Below are 17819 nucleotides of genomic sequence, written 5' to 3'. Positions count from 1 at the left end.
ACCGCAAGAACGGTCGCTGCCTTCCGCCGTTCCACTCCACCCGAAGGGCACCCCATGCTGCGTCTCCGACGCCTGCGCGACGACGGTGGCGCCGCCGCCCTCGAATTCGCGCTTGTGCTGCCGGTGCTGCTGCTGCTCGTATTCGGACTGATGGAATTCAGCCGGCTCTACAACGTGCAGATCTCACTCACCAACGCCGCGCGCGAAGGCGCCAGGGTGATGGCGATCGAGAAAAGCCCCGCCGTCGCCCGCGCCGCGGCGAGCGCCGCCGCCCCCTCCGTCACCCCCGCCATCACGGGCGCACAGATCGCAATCACCCCCAGCCCCACCTGCGCGGCCGGAGACACCGTGCACGTTCGAATCACCTACGACGTGGCCCTCATGACCGGCTGGTTCGGCCCCAACCTCACACTCAGCGGAACGGGGGCCATGCGATGCGGCGGGTGATGCATCGCCTGCGCGGCGACGAGGGTTCGTCCTCGGTCATGTTCGCCCTGCTGCTGATCCCGCTGCTCGGCTTCATGGCGATCGCTCTCGATGTGGGCGCGCTCTACGCTGAACGGGCGCAGCTGCAGAACGGCGCGGATGCCGCAGCCCTCGCGATCGCCCAGGAATGCGCGGGCGTGGGCTGCGGCGAAGCGGCGTCGATCGCGTCGAGTTACGCCGACGCGAACGCGAACGACGGGGCAGCGACCGCCCTCACTCCGACCTTTCCGGCAACCCGCACGGTGACCGTCACCACGAGCACGCGGGTGGCGGCTACTGGCGCCGCCACCATCAGCCATCCCTTCGCCACGTTCATCGGGCACGATTCCTCGTCCGTTCGAGCCGCGGCCACGGCGGAATGGGGCTATCCGGGGGCTGCCCGGGTGGCGCTGCCCCTCGCGCTGTCTGTCTGCGATGTGCCCGGTCATGTCAGCGGTGCCCGCGTGCTTCTCGACTTCGGCACAACGGCGAACTGCACCTCCCCGTCGGGGGCGGCGGTTCCCGGAGGTTTCGGCTGGCTCGTTCCCACACTGGGTGAGTGTGGCATGTTCGTAGATTCCGCTGTGGGACGCACCGCGTCCGACTCCGGTAACGAGTATCTCGCCGCGTGCGATTCGACTCTTGCCGGCCTCCTGGGGCAGACCATCCTGATCCCCGTCTACGACGGCGCGGGCGGGTCAGGCTCCGGCGCCTGGTACCACGTGTACGGGTTCGCGGCCTTCACTGTCACCGGGTGGAACTTCTCCGGTGGCGGTGCCTCCGGACGATACCACGCCGACCCATCGGCGCCGAGCTGCACAGGGTCCTGCCGGGGGGTGCAGGGCTTCTTCGTGGACTGGGTTTCCCTCGACGGCTCGATCACCGACCTGGATGGACCCGACCTCGGCGCATCCGCAATCCGCCTCACGAAATAGGACCACAATGAAATTCCGACTCCTCGGTGCCCTTCTTGCCATTGTCATCGCCCTCGGCGGCGCGGTCATCCTGACCGGCTATGTGAACGGCGGCGACGCCCGGGCCGCTGACGGTGCCGCCTTTGTGCCCTCGTTCGTCGTGACGACGGAGATCCCCGCGGGCACACCGGCCGCGGACCTTGGCGAGCTCGTGGCCGTGAAGCAGATCCCAGCCCTTGCCGCCGTGCCCGGTCGGGTGAGCGATCTGGCCGACCTCACCGGCCTCGTGAGCGATGTTGCCCTCATGCCGGGGGAGCAGCTGCTCGGGAGCCGGTTCATCGACCCGGCGAGCCGGACCGTGCGCGGCGGCGTCCCGGTGCCGCAGGGCATGCAGGCCGTGACAGTTGCCCTCCCCGCGCAGAACGTGGTCGGCGGCGAGATCGTAGCCGGCGACACCGTGGGTGTGCTGATCTCTGCCACGGTGGACCGCAGCGGCACGGACCTGCCGGTGACGCGCCAGGTCTTCCACAAGGTGCTTGTTCTTAGGGTGCAGCCGGGAACGTCGGTCACGCCTGGGGCGAGCGAAGCGGATGCCTCGGCCACGTCGACGGATCCGGTCGCCACCCTCATGGTCACCCTGGCCCGCAGTACCGCCGACGTGGAAACCCTGGTCTGGGGTCAGCAGTTCGGTAGTGTCTGGCTCACGCTGGAACCAGAGGAAGCCGACGAGACCGGATCGCGCTCGGTCGACGGTGGCGTCGTCTTCCCGTGAGCACCGTCGTCCTGAACGAAACCGCCGGGGCGCCGAGCGACACACCGACATCCGCTCGCGTGATCACGGTGTTTTCGCCGCGGGGCGGCGTGGGCAAGAGCACGATCGCCGCGAACCTCGCTGTCGGCCTGGCCCGGGCCGCCCCGCTCGCTGTCGTGCTGGTCGACGCTGACGTGCAGTTCGGCGATGTGGCGACCGTGCTCGACCTCCATCCGGTCCACACCCTTCCGGACCTGGTCGGGCCGGCGCCCACCGCGGATGCCCTGCTGCTCAAGACGATGCTCACCCTGCACCCCGGCGGGTTCTACGTAGTATGCGGGGCCGCGTCCCCCGTCGACGGTGACCGAGTCACGGGCCGGCAGCTGGCCCACCTCATCGACCAGCTGCGCGAGATCTTTCGATTCGTCATCGTGGACACCTCTCCGGGACTGGGCGAGCACACATTGGCCATGATAGAGGGGGCCACGGATGGCGTTGCCGTGTGCGCCCAGGCTGTACCGAGCGTGCGCGCCCTCGGCACCGAGCTGGGCGTGCTGACGAGCCTGGGAATCACGCCGCCCGCACGCCATATCGTCGTGAACCTCGTCGACAACCAGAGCGGAATCGGGCGCGTCGACGTGGAGGCCACTCTCGGCATGGCCGTGGACGTCAGCATTCCCCGGTCGCGATCGGTAGCGATCTGCACGAACCGCGGTGTCGCCGTGATCGAGGCGAACCCGCGAACGCCGGCGGCACGGGCGCTCCTCGCCCTCATCGCCCGGTGCGGGGGGCTTCCGAGCGTCGGCCGGCCCACGGTCAACCCGCACGGTCTGCTGAAAAGGAGGACGTTCCGCCCATGAAACTCACCGACCGCATGGACGCCCTGCGGGGCCGGGGCACGCGTCCGGCCGACTCGGATTTCGCCGCCCGACCCGCAGAGGCCACGCCATCGGCATCCGTTCTGTCAGCGATCGAAACGACGCCGAAGCCCATCGGGACCCGGTCCGGCCCGCCAGGCGAGCCGCCGGCGGCGACGGCTCCGCGGCACGCTCTCGCGGAGCTCAAGGAACGAGCGGCCCAGGAGCTGTTCGAGCGAATCGGCTCGCGCATGAACGACTCGAGCCTCACAGAGGAGAAGCTGCACTCGTATGCCCGTGCGGAGCTGGTCGAGATCGTCGCGCGGGACCAGGTTCCCCTGACCTCGGAGGAACGGGCGCGCCTGATTCGCGAAATCGATGCCGACGTGCTCGGATTCGGCCCGCTTGAGCCCCTGCTCGACGACCCGGAGATCACTGAAATCATGGTGAACGGGCCAGACCAGATCTTCGTCGAACGCGGCGGGCGCCTGCAGCATAGCGATGCGAGCTTCACGTCGGAGGAGCAGCTCCGCCGCGTCATCGAACGCATCGTCACGAAGGTCGGGCGGCGCATCGACGAGTCCTCGCCCATGGTCGATGCGCGACTTGCCGACGGCTCCAGGGTGAACGCGATCATCCCGCCGCTCGCCGTCAACGGCTCTGCGCTCACCATTCGCAAGTTCTCCAGGGACCCTTTCACGATCTCCGACCTGATCGGGTTCGGCACGATGACGGCCGACATGGCCACCCTGCTCGAGGCGTGCGTGAAGGCTCGCCTCAACATCATCGTCTCGGGGGGGACCGGCACCGGAAAGACAACACTGCTCAACGTGCTGTCCTCCTTCATCCCCGCCGACGAGCGCATCGTCACGATCGAGGATGCGGTGGAGCTGCAGCTCCAACAGGGACACGTCGTTCGACTCGAGGCACGCCCGTCGAATATCGAGGGCAAGGGGGAAATAACCATTCGTGACCTCGTGCGCAACTCCCTGCGGATGCGCCCCGACCGAATCGTGATCGGAGAGTGTCGTGGCGGCGAGAGCCTCGACATGCTGCAGGCCATGAACACCGGTCACGACGGGTCACTCTCGACAGTGCATGCCAATACTCCCCGCGACGCGATTGCACGCCTGGAAACGCTCGTGCTGATGGCGGGCATGGACCTGCCTCTCCGGGCAGTGCGGGAGCAGATCACATCGGCCGTCGACGTTATCGTGCAGATTTCGCGGCTCAAGGACGGCACTCGGCGCGTGACTCACATCACTGAGGTGCAGGGGATGGAGGGCGACATCGTCACCCTGCAGGATGCCTTCACCTTCGACTATGCCGCCGGCGTCGACCCTGGGGGGCGTTTCCTCGGGCACGCGCAGGCGACAGGCATCCGTCCGCGCTTCGCGGATCGGTTCCAGGACCTGGGGATTCATGTTCCGCCGGAGATCTTCGGATCCGTGGCCACCGGTCGGACGCCGGGGCGTGGTGTCAGGTGAGCGACATGCTCGTCTACGCGGGGTACGCGCTGGCTCTGTTGGCCATGCTCGTTGTGGTCTTCGTTGTCGTCTGGCCACCCGCACCGCGGGTGTCGCTGTCCAGACGGCGCGCGGTCGGCGCCGTGCACGTCTCGCAGCTGTCACGCGTGACCGATCGCACTGTGAGCATGATCGACGGTGTCATCAGCCGTCGGCGCGCGACCCCGTTCGATGCGGCGCGCCTGGAACAGGCGAATATTCGGATGAATCCGCCCTCCTTCATGCTGATGGTGCTGTGTGCGGCCGTGGTTCTCGCCGGGTGTGGCATGCTGGTTGCGCAGGGGGTCGTCGCCACCGTGGTGCTGATGGGTGTGTTCGCCGCACTGTCCCCGGTGGGGGCCTCCGTGCTGCTTTCTGTGCGCACGAGCCGACGCCGGGCCAGATTCGCCAACCAGTTGGACGACACCCTCATGTTCCTGGCGGGCGGACTCCGTTCAGGGCACAGCCTGCTGCGCGTGATCGACGCTGTATCCCATGAGGCCGAGGAGCCGTCAAGCCAGGAATTCGCGCGAGTCGTGAACGAGACGCGGCTCGGCAGGGACCTCACCGACGCGCTGGAAGCCACCGCCGTGCGTATGCGCAACGAGGACTTTCAGTGGGTCGCCCAGGCGATTGCCATCAACCGGGAGGTGGGCGGAAGGCTCTCCGACGTGTTCGATCAGGTGGGCCGCACCATCCGCGAGCGCAACCAGATCCGGCGCCAGGTGAGTGCGCTCAGCGCGGAAGGGAAGATGTCAGCTTGGGTGCTTCTGCTGCTGCCCGTCGGAGTGTTCTTATTTCTTCTCCTGGCGCAGCCGACCTATTTCGCCGGCTTCTTCGTGAGCATCTGGGGTTATGTCGCCCTCGTGGTCGCCGTTGTCCTGATGGCGGTGGGGTCGATGTGGATGATGGCCGCCGTCAGAGTCAAGTTTTAGGAGTATGTCGATGTATGCACTCGCTCTTCTGGCCGCCGCGGCCGTGTCCAGTGGCACGGGTGCCCTGGTCGGCATCCTGGTGGCCGCCGGGCGACCGCTCAGAGCATCCGCTCCCGGGGGTAACGTCCCGCGAAATATGACCCAGACGCTGGCACTCGCGGTTCGCAGGCTGGCCCCGCCCGCGTACCTCGATATTCTCGAACGCCAGCTTGCCCTTGCGGGCCGGCCGGTCGGGTGGACGATCGAACGGATGCTCCTCGTCAAGCCGATCCTCACGGTTCTGGGCCTGGTGCTCGCGGGACTGTGGATCGCCGCAGACCCCGTGCCGGTGCGCCTGCTGCTGGGCACGGCCCTCCTGGCACTGTGCTTCTTCGTTCCCGACCTCCTGCTGTACAGCAGGGCGCAGGAACGTCAGGAGAAGATCCAACTCGAACTTCCCGACACCCTGGATCAGATGACCATCTCGGTCGAGGCGGGCCTGGGCTTCGAGGCAGCGATGGCGAAGGTGGGAACCTCGGGCAGGGGTCCCCTCGCGGGGGAGCTGATCCGCACGCTGCAAGACATGAGCATGGGACTCAGCCGCCGGGATGCCTACCACGAGCTGGCCGGTCGCACGTCGTCACCGGATCTGCGCCGGTTCGCCCGATCGGTTGTGCAAGCGGATGCCTATGGAATCGCCATCGCGGATGTACTGCGCGTGCAGGCCCAGGAGATGCGCGTCAAGCGCAGGCAGGCAGCCGAAGAGAAGGCTATGAAGGTGCCCGTGAAGGTGCTGTTCCCGCTGATCTTCTGCATCCTGCCGGTGCTGTTCATCGTGTTGATGACACCGGCGGCGCTGAACATAGCTGACGCGTTCTTCTAGCCGCGGAATGTGGAGGGGATGACGGGAATCGAACCCGCGCCATCAGTTTGGAAAACTGAGGCTCTACCATTGAGCTACATCCCCAGGCCCGTAATGTTGGGCACTCGAACAGCGTAGTACACGAAACAGGGTGGCGGATGCCAGTGCGGGCGCATGCGGCCGAAAGCCGTGCATTAGACTGGCTGAGGTCAATCTGCCTGTGGGCAGTTTGGTTCCCCAGCATTTCAGTACCAACGGGTCGAACAGGATCCGGGGCGTAGCTCAGCTTGGTAGAGCGCTCGTTTTGGGGGCGAGAAGTCGCAGGTTCAATTCCTGTCGCCCCGACATTACCCGCAGCACACCGTTTCAATACACAGGAGAGTCCCGAGTGAAGTCCACGGTCGAAAAACTGAGCCCCACGCGCGCGAAGCTCACCATCACGGTGAGCCCCGACGAGCTGAAGCCAGCCATCACCCACGCCTACGGGCACATTGCCGAGGACATCAATATCCCCGGTTTCCGCAAGGGCAAGGTTCCGCCGCCCATCATCGACCAGCGCGTCGGTAAGTCGGCCGTGCTTGAGCACGCCGTCAACGAGGGCCTCGACGGTTTCTACCGCACGGCCGTCGAGGAGCACAAGCTGCGTCCCCTCGGTCGTCCAGAGGCCGACATCGTCGAATGGCCCAGTGACAAGGACTTCTCCGGAGACCTTCTGCTGGCCATCGAGGTCGATGTTCGCCCCGAGATCGAGATCCCGTCCTACGACGGCATCAAGCTCACGGTTGACGCCGTCGAGGTGAACGACGACGAGGTCGCCGAGGAACTCGACAAGCTGCGCAGCCGCTTCGGCACGCTCATCACCGTCGAGCGTCCCGCCAAGACCGGCGACTTCGCCCAGATCGACCTGATTGCCGCCATTGACGGCACCGAGGTCGACACCGCGGCAGGCATCTCCTACGAGGTCGGCTCCGGCGACTTGATCGCCGGCATCGACGAGGCGCTTGACTCCCTCAGCGCCGGCGAGACCACCACCTTCAACTCCGACCTCATGGGCGGAGACCACGAGGGTGAGACCGCCGAGATCACGATCACCGTCATCGCCGTCAAGGAGCGAGAGCTTCCCGCCGCCGACGACGACTTCGCCCAGATCGCCAGCGAGTTCGACACCATCGCCGAGCTCACCGAGAGCCTCAAGACACAGGTTGAGCGCTCGAAGGTCTTCGGCCAGGGTGGCCAGGCGCGCGAGCGTCTGATCGAGAGCCTCCTCGCGTCCGTCGAGGTTCCGCTCCCCGCCGCGATCATCGAAGACGAGGTGAACCGTCACCTCGAGGGCGAGAGCCGCCTCGAAGACGACGTGCACCGCGCCGAGGTCACCGAAGCCAGCGAGAAGACGTTCCGTCAGCAGATCCTGCTCGACACGATCGCCGAAGCCGAGCAGGTCAAGGTGAGCCAGGACGAGCTCACGCAGTACCTGATCCAGGGCGCCAGCCAGTACGGAATGGACCCGAGCGAGTTCGTGCAGACGCTCAACACCAACGGTCAGATCCCGTCGATGGTGGCCGAGGTTGCCCGTAACAAGGCCCTCGCCATCGCCCTGGGCAAGGCCGAGGTCGTCGACTCCAACGGCAAGCCCGTTGACCTCGCCGAGTTCACCGCTCCGATCATCGGTGCCGCGGACGAGACCGAGACGACGGATGCCGCGGCCGAGGCCGTAGAAGCGGCACCGACCGAGGACGCTGCCGCCAAGTAGCACTCCTCGTATGCAGAAAGGGCCGGATATCATGCGACATCCGGCCCTTTCGTCATCCGTCCGCCCCTCTCCCTGCGAAATCGACGGAGATTTCAGACCAATTGGGGCTGAAACGGCTCCAGAGGGCTGTTTGTGGACGGGATCTCCGTCGATTTTGCGGCGGTGGGAGGCGTGTGGGGCACGTGCAATCTGCCGAGGGCGAACACGGCCGTTTTCGCTGGCTTGCTCAGATACATTTATCAGGTAGCGACAACTGAAACGGAGCGCGAAATGGCCGACCCGACACCAAACACCGGTGTTTTTGACCGACTGCTGAAGGACCGCATCATCTGGCTCGGCTCAGAGGTTCGGGATGAAAACGCCAACGAGATCTGCGCCAAGATCCTGCTGCTTGCGGCAGAAGACTCGAAGCGCGACATCTTCCTGTACATCAACTCTCCCGGCGGCTCCATTACCGCCGGCATGGCGATCTACGACACGATGCAGTTCGTACCCAACGACATCGTCACTGTGGGCATCGGAATGGCGGCCTCGATGGGCCAGCTGCTCCTCACGTCGGGCACGAAGGGCAAGCGGTACATCACGCCGAACGCCCGCGTGCTCTTGCACCAGCCCTCCGGCGGATTCGGCGGCACGGCTGCCGACATCCAGACTCAGGCTCGACTCATCCTCGACATGAAGCAGCGTCTGTCTGAGATCACCGCGTCGCAGACCGGAAAGACCGTCGAGCAGATCAACGCCGACGGTGACCGCGACAACTGGTTCAGCGCCCAGGAAGCCCTCGAGTACGGGTTCGTCGACCACCTGCGCGCCTCTGCGACCGACGTCACGGGCGGCGGCGGCACAGCCACCGCCGAGACCAAGTAGTCCGCCGAAGCGAACAGGAAAAATAATGATGAATATGCCCACATTCGGTGGTTCGAACGCCTACAGCTCCATGGGTGCCTCTACCAAGAACATGCCTGAGTCCCGCTACATCCTGCCGACGTTCGAAGAGCGCACGGCATACGGATACAAGCGTCAGGACCCCTACGCGAAGCTCTTCGAGGACCGCATCATCTTCCTCGGTGTGCAGGTCGACGACGCCTCGGCTGACGATGTCATGGCCCAGCTCCTCGTGCTCGAGAGCCAGGACCCCGACCGCGACATCACGATGTACATCAACTCGCCCGGTGGTTCGTTCACGGCCATGACAGCGATCTACGACACGATGCAGTACATTCGTCCGCACGTGATGACGGTGTGCCTCGGCCAGGCGGCATCTGCTGCCGCCGTGTTGCTTGCCGGAGGAACGGCGGGCAAGCGCCTGGCGCTCCCGAACGCCCGAATCCTCATCCACCAGCCCTCCGTGGGTGGCCAGGGTGGCGGACAGGCGTCGGACATCGAGATTCAGGCCGCCGAGATCATGCGTATGCGCGTCTGGTTGGAAGAAACTCTCGCCCACCACTCCAACAAGAGTGTTGAGCAGGTCAACAAGGACATCGACCGCGACAAGATCCTCAATGCCAAAGAGGCTCTCGATTACGGCCTGATCGACCAGGTTCTCACCAGCCGCAAGAACCTGCCGATGCTCGTCAAATAGCATCCGCTTCAGAATCATGCGAACGGCGCGTCACCTTCGGGGGCGCGCCGTTTCGCTTTGTGTTTCACCTGCGCGCAAGTGTCGTGGGCACAGGCTAGGCTCAATTGCAGCGATACCGATGGAGGAGGCTGACTCATGGCCAGAATAGGCGAAAGCGCCGACCTGCTCAAGTGCTCATTCTGCGGAAAGAGCCAGAAGCAGGTGCAGCAGCTCATAGCGGGCCCTGGCGTGTACATTTGCGACGAATGCGTCGAGTTGTGCAACGAGATCATCGAGGAACGTCTCGCTGAGGCCGGCGCCGAAGAGGGAACGAGTGAGTTCGACCTCCCCAAGCCCAAGGAAATCTTCGGTTTTCTCGAGGAATACGTCATCGGTCAGGAGCCTGCCAAGCGCGCCCTCGCCGTGGCCGTCTACAACCACTACAAGCGTGTTCGCTCGCGTGCAACCCTCACGGCAGCGGATGCGATCCACGACGACGTCGAGATCGCCAAGTCCAACATCCTTCTGATCGGGCCCACGGGCTGCGGCAAGACCTACCTCGCCCAGACCCTGGCCAAGAAACTCAACGTTCCGTTCGCCGTTGCCGACGCCACGGCGCTGACCGAGGCCGGTTACGTCGGTGAAGACGTGGAGAACATCCTCCTCAAACTCATCCAGGCCGCCGACTACGACGTAAAGCGCGCCGAGACCGGCATCATCTACATTGACGAGATCGACAAAATCGCCCGCAAGGCCGAGAACCCGTCGATCACCCGCGATGTGTCTGGTGAGGGCGTGCAGCAGGCCCTGCTCAAGATTCTCGAAGGAACTGTCGCGTCGGTTCCGCCGCAGGGCGGGCGCAAGCACCCGCATCAGGAATTTATCCAGGTAGACACGACCAACGTGTTGTTCATCGTGGCCGGCGCCTTCGCCGGCCTCGAAGACATCATCTCCTCCCGCGCCGGAAAGAAGGGGATCGGCTTCGGAGCCCCGCTGCACAGCAAGGGCGACGACGTGAACCTCTTCAGCGAGGTGCTCCCGGAAGACCTGCACAAATTCGGCCTGATTCCTGAGTTCATCGGTCGACTGCCTGTCGTGACAACGGTCACTCAACTTGACCAGGTCGCTCTCATGCAGATTCTGACTGTGCCGAAGAACGCCCTCGTGCGCCAGTACCAGCGTATGTTTGAAATCGACGGGGTCGAACTCGACTTCGAACAGCCAGCACTCGAGGCCATTGCCGACCTCGCTGTGCTCCGCAAGACCGGAGCCCGTGGACTGCGCGCCATCATGGAAGAGGTGCTCGGACCGATCATGTTTGAGGTTCCGTCGAGTGAAGACGTGGCCAGGGTCATCATCACGCGCGACTCCGTGTTGAACAACGCGGCGCCTACCCTCGTGTTGCACTCGGAACTGCGCGAAGACAAGTCCGCCTAGGTTCTCCGCTGGTCGAGCTGGCTACGGTCCCGCCGGTCGAGGCGCGACGAAGGAGCGATCGAGACCACGCGAGTCGATCCTCTTGCCGAGCTCGGCTTGCAGGACTGTCTCGCCGGGTCTCGATCGCTCGTGCCTCGCGCCTCGACCAACGGTGGTTCGACCGGCGACCAGGCGGTCGGGAATGAGGGGAATTCTCCAACCGGTGGCGACCGGTATCGTAGCGGCCGTGACCGGGTTCGCGAGTTCCTTCGTTCTCGTGCTCGCAGGGCTACGCGCCGTGGGTGCAACGGATGCCCAGGCTGCGTCGGGCCTGCTCGCTCTCTGCGTGCTGGTCGGTGCCGTCTGCATCGCCCTGCCCTGGTACTTCAAGGTGCCGATTTCTTTCGCCTGGTCGACACCTGGCGCGGCCCTGCTCGTGGCGGCCGGTGCGGTCACGGACGACTTCGGGGCCGCAATCGGGGCCTTTCTGGTGTGCGGGGCTCTCATTGTGCTGAGCGGACTCTGGCCGGCGCTCAGCCGGGCCATCACGAGTATCCCCAAGCCGCTCGCTGGTGCGATGCTCGCCGGCATTCTCTTCCCGATCTGTCTCGCCCCGATCACCGCGGCAATCGAGCAACCGGTGCTGGCCATTCCCGTTATCTTGGTGTGGTTGGTGCTCTATAGAGTCGCGCCGTCCTGGGCGGTACCCGCAGCCATGGTCGCGGCCGGAATTGGCATCGCGGTGACGGCGGGAACCGATTGGGCGACCGCCCCCACGGCCGCCCCTGCTCTCGTGTTCACTGCACCGGTCTTCGACCCGCTCGTTATCGTGAGCCTCGGGCTTCCCCTGTTCGTTGTGACGATGGCGGGTCAAAACGTGCCGGGCTTCGCCGTGATGACTACCTTCGGGTATCAGGTCCCGCCTCGCCCGGTGCTGCTGACCTCCGGGCTGGCCACAGTCGTGGGCAGCGCCTTCGGTGCACACGGTATCAACCTCGCGGCGATCACGGCCGCCCTGATGGCGAGCCCTGAGGCGCACCGCGACCCGGCCAAGCGCTGGATCGCTACCGTTTCTTCGGGCGTGGGCTACCTCATACTCGGACTGTGCGCGGGGCTCGCGGCGGCGCTCGTGGCGGCGTCCCCGCCCGTGCTCATCGTCGCCGTTGCGGGCCTTGCCCTGCTCGGCGCCCTCGTGTCGAGCCTCACGGGCGCGCTGGAGGAACCGCGCCACCGCATCACGGCCATCGCGACGTTTCTTGTGACCGCGTCGGGCATCTCGGTGCTCGGCATCGGGTCGGCGTTCTGGGGCCTCGTTGTGGGCGGCATCGTGATGCTCTGGCTTGGCTGGGGCCGAACGCGCAGGCAGGCCGTGTAAACGCTGGATTCTTCCTACACAGCCCGGAGCTTTCGGGATCTCTGCACAGAAATGGAAGATCAAGAATCACGTATCGGCCCCGGTGCCAGTGTGTGGGCATGACAACTTCATCTCCCACGACCAGTGCCCGTATGGCGCTCCTCGCGATCACGGATTACCTCTCGCTCAACATGGATGTCGCTTCCCCCGCGATGACCGACGCAGACCGCACCGTACTCTGGCTGGCCTGTCGAGTGCTCAGAACTCGCATGGACACCCTCGAGGTGCATCTTGAGGTTGAGCGTGCCGTCCGGCGGGCCTACCGCGTCAGCGGCGCCACGCCTCCAGACGCCAGCAGAATCCTTTACGGTCCCGGCAGCGTGGACCCCGTTCGGCTGTGGCCCTGACCTTCCGACTGTTCTCCAATCTTGCGGACTCAACCGCGTGTCACCAACCTGATGGCTCGGTACAACTAGTTCAGGCCGCGACGGTCGAGGAGAGGCTGAATGCTCGCGGAACGCCCGCGCCAGTCGCTGTAGGCCTCGAGGGGGTCCTTGCTGCCTCCCACCCCAAGGAGGCGACTGCGGAAACGGTCGCCGTTCGCGCGGGTGAGACCGCCGTTCTCCTGGAACCACTCCACGGTGTCGGCATCGAGCACCTCACTCCAGATATACGAGTAGTAGCCCGCATCGTAGCCGCCCGAGAAGGTATGCGCGAAATAGGTGCTTGCATAGCGCGTGGGAACCGCCGGATTGTCGAGACCGACCTCGGCAAGTGCAGCAGCCTCAAACTGTGCGACATCCGTCACGACAGTGTCGGCGTCGATACGGTGCCAGGCCTGGTCGAGCAGTGCCGCGGCGAGATACTCGCTCGTGGAGAACCCCTCGTTGAACGTAGCGGATGACTGAATGCGATCCACAAGGACCTGCGGCATGGCGTCACCGGTCTCGAAGTGCCGGGCGAAGTTCGCGAGCACCTTCGGCCAAAGCATCCACATCTCGTTCACCTGGCTGGGAAACTCCACGAAATCGCGGTACACGTTGGTGCCGGCGAACTTCGGGTATGTGACCTGGGCAAACAGGCCATGCAGGGCGTGTCCGAACTCGTGGAAAAGCGTGACGACCTGGTCGAAGCTCAGCAGGGTAGCCTCGCCCGCGGCCGGCTTGGCCACGTTCAGGTTGTTGCAGACCACCGTCGGGGTTCCGAGCAGGGTCGACTGCGAGATGAGCGGGTTCATCCAGGCGCCCCCGCGCTTGGAATCGCGGGTGTAGAAGTCGCCGACGTAGAGGCCAACCGGCGAGCCATCCGCGTTGGTCCCCTCGAACACACGGGATTCCGGATGCCACCCGGCGAGATCGGGCCGTTCCTCGAAGGTCACGCCGTACAGCTTCTCTGCGGCGAAGAATACGCCCTGGTGCAGCACGGTCTCGAGCTCGAAGTACGGGCGCATGGCGGCCTTGTCCACGGCGAACTTCTCCTGCCGCACCTTTTCCGTATAGAACGCCCAGTCCCACGCCTCGAGCTCGAAGTTCGCACCGGTGGAGGCCACATAGGCCTGCAGGTCTGCCTGCTCGACCCGTGCGTTGCGGGCGGCCGCCGGTGCGAGCCGCCCGAGCATGTCCGCCACGGCGTCTGGGGTCTTCGCTGTCTCGTCCGACGTCACGTACGCCGCGTGGCTGGCGAAGCCGAGCAGTCGGGCGCGCACGGCACGCAGGTGGGTGATTTCGATGACGAGGGAGCGGTTGTCGTTGTCGCCGCCACGGATGCCGCGTGCACGCGATGCGGCCAGCAAGCGTTCGCGCACGGATCTATTCGTGAGGTCCGCGAGATACGGGTGCGACGTGGGCAGCACCAGGGTGATCAGGTATTTGCCGTCGACACCGCGCTCGGTAGCGGCCGCCGCAGCCGCGGAGATTTCGCCAGACGCGAGTCCGTCCAGCTCGTCGAGCGTGTCGACAACCACGGCGAGTTCGTTGGTGTCGGCGAGTAGGTTCTTCTCGAAGCGCGTGGTGAGCGTCGACAGGCGCTTGTTGTACTCGCGCAGGGTGGCCTTGTCGGCGTCGGACAGTCCGGCCCCCGCGAGCGTGAACTCCGCGAAATACCGTTCAATCAGATACACGGCTTCGGCGTCGAGTCCGAGGGAAGCCCTCGCCTCGTGGAGCACAGCGATCCGCGCGTACAGGGCAGGATCGAGCCGGATGGAATCCGCATGGGCGGCGAGGAGCGGCGCCAATTCTTCCTCGACAGCATTCGTGAAATCGTTCGAATCCGACGAACTCTTCGTGAAGAAGACGGCGGCCACGCGGTCGAGTATTCGGCCGCTGCGCTCGAGCGGCACGATCGTGTTCTCGAAGGTCGCGGCATCCGTTGTCGTCGTGATGGCCGCGATCTCGGCGAGTTGCTCGGTGAAACCGAGTTCGAATGCCGGGCGATAGTGCTCCTCCCTGATCGCTGCGAACGGGGGTAGCTGGTAGGGGAGCGTGCTCGCGGTCACGAAGGGATTAGCGGTTTCAACCATGTCTCCACCCTAGTTGGGCGCTTGCACCTAGGCTCGGAAGATGACCGACGTGACCGACACCCGCACTCACCGGGCCATCGAGCGAGCTTAGCCCCCACACCGATGCCCTTCCTCAGCCAGCTCACCCATTGGGCCGTCGAGCGACCGGCCGCACTCGCCGTGGAGGTCGGCCCCGATCGGCTCAGCTACGCCGATCTCGCGGCACGGGCGTCGGCCCGCGTCGGGGAGACGGCGGCGCTCTCCGTGCTGTGCCTGGCCAACGGCACCGAATTCGTGATCGAGCTGACAGCGGCCCTCTCGGGAAACGGAAGCTGCGCGGTGCTCGATGCGGCGTGGCCGTCCGTGCAGCGTCACGCCGTCGAACGGCGTCTCCAAGATTTCCAGCCCGCCCCGTCGTCCCCGCGGGCCACCTCGGGTACGAGGGAGCGGCTCAGCGACGGCCCCGCTGACTCCGTCTTTCTCTACGGCTTCACCTCGGGCACCACCTCCCTGCCCAAGGCCTTCAGCCGCACCCGCGGATCGTGGCCGCTGCACACCAGCGTCGATTTCTTCGACGTGACCGAGCACGATCGTACTCTCGTACCCGGCGTGTTCTCGGCGGGACTCAACCTCTACGCCCTGATGGAATCGCTTCACGCGGGCGGAACTGTCATCTCATTGCCGGGTTTTGACGTTGGCCAGGCCCTCGCCTGTATCCGGGACCGCGGCGTGACCCGGCTCGTGGCCGTTCCCTCGGCCTTGAAACTGATCGCCGAGCGCGGCACCGCGTCGAACATAGTGGGAACGTCCATTACGAAAATTGTCAGCGGCGGCGCAAAACTCGATCCCGTCGCCCGTCGCCTGCTCGTCGACTGGGCGCCGCGTGCCACGATCTACGAGTATTACGGTGCCGCCGAGTTGAGCTTTGTGAGCGCCTCCGCTCAAGGACCGGGGGAGACGTCGGTGGTCGGAAAAACCAACGTGGGACGACCGTTCCCCGGAGTTGCCGTCTGCATCCGCGACGCTGCCGGGCACGATGTGGGCCCCGAGCAGGCGGGAACGATCTTCGTGCGCAGTCCGCTCGTGAGCCGAGGGTATATCTGGGGCGACGACGGGAGAGCATTCCGCCACGATGCTGAGTGGTGCACGGTCGGCGACCAGGGATTCCTCGCCGCCGATGGCACGCTCCATCACCTCGGACGCCGGGGCGACATGATCGTGACCGGCGGTCACAATGTTTATCCGCAGCAGGTGGAGGCAGCGCTCGAGGGAGTTGCCGGCGTCGGCACCGTCATCGTCACCGGGGCGACGGATGCCGCGCGCGGCTCCCGCGTCGTGGCCGCCATTCTCGCTGACAGTCGCGTGAGTTCCGCTACCCTGCGCGCCGCGGCAGCCGCGCTTCCCACAGCCCTGCGCCCCCGGGGGTACTACCTACTGACGGAACTTCCGCTTTCCCGCGTCGGCAAGCTGAGCCGCGGCCTGCTCCGCCACTGGATCGACGAGGGCGACCCGCGTGCGCGACCCCTTGACTAATGAGCCCCGGGACCCGGCACGCGATCCCGTCGTCGTGCTCGGCCGGCGCACGGCCTTCGCGCGTAAGAATGGCGCTCTGCGCGGCGTGACGGCGGATGCGCTGCTCGCCCCCGTTCTCGCGGCCGTCGTGGCGGACTCCGGCCTCGATGCCCGTTCCATCGACGACGTGATCATCGGCAACGCTGTCGGCGGTGGAGGTAACGTGGCCCGCCTCGCGGCTCTCCTCGCCGGACTGCCAGTGACAGTGCCGGCCCAAACCATCGACAGGCAGTGCGGTTCCGGCCTCGAGGCCATAGTGCTCGCGTGCCGCCTGGTCGCCGCAGGCGCAGGAACGGCCTACCTCGCCGGGGGCGTCGACAGCACGAGTACCGCGCCGCTGCGCGCGAACCGCCTGACGTCGACACCGGGCGCGCCGGACTTCTTCGATCGCGTCCGCTTCGCGCCCGACTCGATCGGCGACCCTGACATGGGAGTCGCGGCCGACACCGTGGCTTCCCGTTTCGCCGTCAGCCGCGCCCGTCAGGACGCTTTCGCGCTCCGCAGCCACGAGCGGGCAACGCGGGCGACGGATGCCGGTGCCTTCGCCGACGAAATCGTGCCGGTGGTCACCCCGGCCGGACTGGTTCGCGAAGATCAAGGCCCGCGCCGCACTCTGTCGCCCGCCCTGCTCGCGCGCTTCGGTCCGGCCTTCTCCGCCGGGGGTTCAGTGACGGCCGGAAACGCCTGTGCCGATGCCGACGGTGCCGTGGTGGTGCTGGTGACTAATCGTGCGACTGCCGAGATCAGGGGATGGCATGGCGTGTTGGGCTTTGTCGATGCCCTGTCGCAGGGAACCGATCCCAACGTGCTGGGGATCGCAGGCGGTGAGGCGGCTCGTGCCCTCCTGCGTCGACAGGGGCTTTCGGCGGATGCCCTGGAGCGGGTCGAGTTCACCGAAGCCTTCGCGAGCCAGGTGCTCGCCTCGCTCGATCTTATCGGGGTGCCTGAGGAACGCGCGAACCGCCAGGGCGGGGCTCTCGCCTTCGGACATCCCTACGGTGCATCCGGCGCCCTGCTCGTGCTGCGCTTGTTGCAGCAAGCCCGTGCCGACGCCACGCCGGGGGAGCTGTCCCTCGCGGCCCTGAGCATAGCCGGCGGCCTGGGAACGGCCGCCCTGTGGGAGTGGATTTCGGGCTAGATCCAGTCGTCTTCGTCTTCGTCGCTCGCGATCGGCTGCGTGATCGTGGCGCTGTCTTCCAGAGCGTTGTAGCGGATGACGGTGCCGTCGTCGAGCTCGATCACCGGCTTGCCCTCCAGCCAGGTCAGCGTCCAGCGCCAGCTCGAGGTATCGGCCTCCACCGCGGCGAGGTCGCCCTCGACCGCCTGCAGGGCGATTTCAACCACGTCGGGCAGGCCCGCGGGAACCGTAGCACCCAAGGCCCAGCGCGTTCCGAGTTGCAT

At 65.8% G+C, this 17819-nt stretch carries 17 protein-coding genes and 2 tRNA genes; 16 read left to right on the top strand and 3 right to left on the bottom strand.

Annotation, left to right across the window (positions count from 1 at the left end; all coding sequences use genetic code 11):
• The first annotated feature begins 54 nt into the window (after positions 1 to 54).
• Genes BJ997_RS10105 through BJ997_RS10075 form a run of 7 tightly spaced genes read left to right on the top strand, consistent with a single transcriptional unit; the run spans position 55 to position 6289 of the window.
• A complete protein-coding gene (locus BJ997_RS10105) occupies positions 55 to 447 on the top strand; it encodes a TadE/TadG family type IV pilus assembly protein (RefSeq protein WP_035836232.1) in 393 nt (130 codons plus the stop codon).
• Positions 447 to 1400 carry a TadE/TadG family type IV pilus assembly protein gene (locus BJ997_RS10100; RefSeq protein WP_160175858.1) on the top strand — a complete coding sequence of 318 codons (954 nt, stop codon included), beginning with the start codon at positions 447 to 449 and terminating at the stop codon, positions 1398 to 1400. The genes BJ997_RS10105 and BJ997_RS10100 overlap by 1 nt, the downstream gene beginning before the upstream one ends.
• A 7-nt stretch (positions 1401 to 1407) precedes the next feature.
• Positions 1408 to 2151, top strand: coding sequence for a Flp pilus assembly protein CpaB (gene cpaB, locus BJ997_RS10095; RefSeq protein ID WP_035836235.1), 744 nt, complete (start codon positions 1408 to 1410; stop codon positions 2149 to 2151).
• Entirely contained in the window at positions 2148 to 2990 is an 843-nt protein-coding gene (locus tag BJ997_RS10090) for a CpaE/TadZ family protein (RefSeq protein ID WP_052542146.1), read from the top strand. The genes cpaB and BJ997_RS10090 overlap by 4 nt, the downstream gene beginning before the upstream one ends.
• Positions 2987 to 4474 (top strand): TadA family conjugal transfer-associated ATPase, encoded by a 1488-nt coding sequence (locus BJ997_RS10085; protein WP_035836236.1) that lies wholly within the window; start codon positions 2987 to 2989, stop codon positions 4472 to 4474. The genes BJ997_RS10090 and BJ997_RS10085 overlap by 4 nt, the downstream gene beginning before the upstream one ends.
• Before the next feature lie 5 nt (positions 4475 to 4479).
• On the top strand, positions 4480 to 5427 hold the full coding sequence (locus tag BJ997_RS10080; RefSeq protein ID WP_035836256.1) for a type II secretion system F family protein: 948 nt from the start codon (positions 4480 to 4482) through the stop codon (positions 5425 to 5427).
• A 10-nt stretch (positions 5428 to 5437) separates the two neighbouring features.
• On the top strand, positions 5438 to 6289 hold the full coding sequence (locus BJ997_RS10075; protein WP_052542148.1) for a type II secretion system F family protein: 852 nt from the start codon (positions 5438 to 5440) through the stop codon (positions 6287 to 6289).
• A gap of 10 nt (positions 6290 to 6299) precedes the next feature.
• Here the strand turns inward: BJ997_RS10075 and BJ997_RS10070 are convergent.
• A tRNA-Gly gene (locus BJ997_RS10070) sits at positions 6300 to 6373 on the bottom strand.
• 166 nt (positions 6374 to 6539) lie between these two features.
• Here BJ997_RS10070 and BJ997_RS10065 point away from each other — a divergent pair.
• The 7 genes from BJ997_RS10065 to BJ997_RS10035 all read left to right on the top strand — a co-directional run bounded on the left by BJ997_RS10065 (position 6540) and on the right by BJ997_RS10035 (position 12756).
• A tRNA-Pro gene (locus BJ997_RS10065) sits at positions 6540 to 6613 on the top strand.
• Positions 6614 to 6656: 43 nt separating this feature from the next.
• The gene (gene tig / locus BJ997_RS10060) at positions 6657 to 8018 is read left to right on the top strand and encodes a trigger factor (protein ID WP_035836238.1); all 1362 of its coding nucleotides are present in this window, start codon (positions 6657 to 6659) and stop codon (positions 8016 to 8018) included.
• A 270-nt stretch (positions 8019 to 8288) separates the two neighbouring features.
• Entirely contained in the window at positions 8289 to 8885 is a 597-nt protein-coding gene (locus BJ997_RS10055; protein ID WP_035836258.1) for an ATP-dependent Clp protease proteolytic subunit, read from the top strand.
• Positions 8886 to 8913: 28 nt separating this feature from the next.
• Positions 8914 to 9600: an ATP-dependent Clp protease proteolytic subunit gene (locus tag BJ997_RS10050; protein WP_035836259.1), complete on the top strand. Its 687-nt coding sequence runs from the start codon at positions 8914 to 8916 to the stop codon at positions 9598 to 9600.
• A 135-nt stretch (positions 9601 to 9735) separates the two neighbouring features.
• Positions 9736 to 11016, top strand: a complete 1281-nt coding sequence (gene clpX, locus BJ997_RS10045) for an ATP-dependent Clp protease ATP-binding subunit ClpX (protein ID WP_035836239.1) — start codon at positions 9736 to 9738, stop codon at positions 11014 to 11016.
• Positions 11017 to 11218: 202 nt separating this feature from the next.
• Complete coding sequence (locus tag BJ997_RS10040; protein ID WP_338080925.1) at positions 11219 to 12370, top strand: benzoate/H(+) symporter BenE family transporter; 1152 nt, start codon at positions 11219 to 11221, stop codon at positions 12368 to 12370.
• Positions 12371 to 12468: 98 nt separating this feature from the next.
• Positions 12469 to 12756, top strand: coding sequence for a hypothetical protein (locus BJ997_RS10035; RefSeq protein WP_152602137.1), 288 nt, complete (start codon positions 12469 to 12471; stop codon positions 12754 to 12756).
• A gap of 65 nt (positions 12757 to 12821) precedes the next feature.
• Here the strand turns inward: BJ997_RS10035 and BJ997_RS10030 are convergent, their stop codons facing one another.
• Entirely contained in the window at positions 12822 to 14867 is a 2046-nt protein-coding gene (locus tag BJ997_RS10030; RefSeq protein ID WP_035836243.1) for a M3 family metallopeptidase, read from the bottom strand.
• 102 nt (positions 14868 to 14969) lie between these two features.
• On the opposite strand from BJ997_RS10030, the gene BJ997_RS10025 reads away from it, so the two are divergent.
• Positions 14970 to 16379, top strand: coding sequence for a class I adenylate-forming enzyme family protein (locus BJ997_RS10025; protein WP_035836244.1), 1410 nt, complete (start codon positions 14970 to 14972; stop codon positions 16377 to 16379).
• The gene (locus BJ997_RS10020; protein ID WP_236628916.1) at positions 16360 to 17556 is read left to right on the top strand and encodes a thiolase family protein; all 1197 of its coding nucleotides are present in this window, start codon (positions 16360 to 16362) and stop codon (positions 17554 to 17556) included. Before BJ997_RS10025 ends, BJ997_RS10020 begins: the two co-directional genes overlap by 20 nt.
• Here BJ997_RS10020 and BJ997_RS10015 read toward each other — a convergent pair.
• Positions 17553 to 17819, bottom strand: a complete 267-nt coding sequence (locus BJ997_RS10015) for a hypothetical protein (protein ID WP_035836245.1) — start codon at positions 17817 to 17819, stop codon at positions 17553 to 17555. The genes BJ997_RS10020 and BJ997_RS10015 overlap by 4 nt on opposite strands.

Source organism: Cryobacterium roopkundense (assembly GCF_014200405.1).
Classification (GTDB): domain Bacteria; phylum Actinomycetota; class Actinomycetes; order Actinomycetales; family Microbacteriaceae; genus Cryobacterium; species Cryobacterium roopkundense.
This window is presented reverse-complemented; position numbering and strand designations above follow the sequence as displayed.

Excerpts from the sequence above, each read along its gene's own strand:
- BJ997_RS10105 (WP_035836232.1), top strand. The coding sequence starts at position 55 with ATGCTGCGTCTCCGACGCCTGCGCGACGACGGTGGCGCCGCCGCCCTC.
- BJ997_RS10080 (WP_035836256.1), top strand. The coding sequence starts at position 4,480 with ATGCTCGTCTACGCGGGGTACGCGCTGGCTCTGTTGGCCATGCTCGTT.
- BJ997_RS10100 (WP_160175858.1), top strand. The coding sequence starts at position 447 with ATGCATCGCCTGCGCGGCGACGAGGGTTCGTCCTCGGTCATGTTCGCC.
- BJ997_RS10025 (WP_035836244.1), top strand. The coding sequence starts at position 14,970 with ATGCCCTTCCTCAGCCAGCTCACCCATTGGGCCGTCGAGCGACCGGCC.
- clpX (WP_035836239.1), top strand. The coding sequence starts at position 9,736 with ATGGCCAGAATAGGCGAAAGCGCCGACCTGCTCAAGTGCTCATTCTGC.
- cpaB (WP_035836235.1), top strand. The coding sequence starts at position 1,408 with ATGAAATTCCGACTCCTCGGTGCCCTTCTTGCCATTGTCATCGCCCTC.
- BJ997_RS10030 (WP_035836243.1), bottom strand. The coding sequence starts at position 14,867 with ATGGTTGAAACCGCTAATCCCTTCGTGACCGCGAGCACGCTCCCCTAC.
- BJ997_RS10085 (WP_035836236.1), top strand. The coding sequence starts at position 2,987 with ATGAAACTCACCGACCGCATGGACGCCCTGCGGGGCCGGGGCACGCGT.
- BJ997_RS10075 (WP_052542148.1), top strand. The coding sequence starts at position 5,438 with ATGTATGCACTCGCTCTTCTGGCCGCCGCGGCCGTGTCCAGTGGCACG.
- BJ997_RS10015 (WP_035836245.1), bottom strand. The coding sequence starts at position 17,819 with ATGCAACTCGGAACGCGCTGGGCCTTGGGTGCTACGGTTCCCGCGGGC.
- BJ997_RS10055 (WP_035836258.1), top strand. The coding sequence starts at position 8,289 with ATGGCCGACCCGACACCAAACACCGGTGTTTTTGACCGACTGCTGAAG.
- BJ997_RS10035 (WP_152602137.1), top strand. The coding sequence starts at position 12,469 with ATGACAACTTCATCTCCCACGACCAGTGCCCGTATGGCGCTCCTCGCG.
- BJ997_RS10050 (WP_035836259.1), top strand. The coding sequence starts at position 8,914 with ATGAATATGCCCACATTCGGTGGTTCGAACGCCTACAGCTCCATGGGT.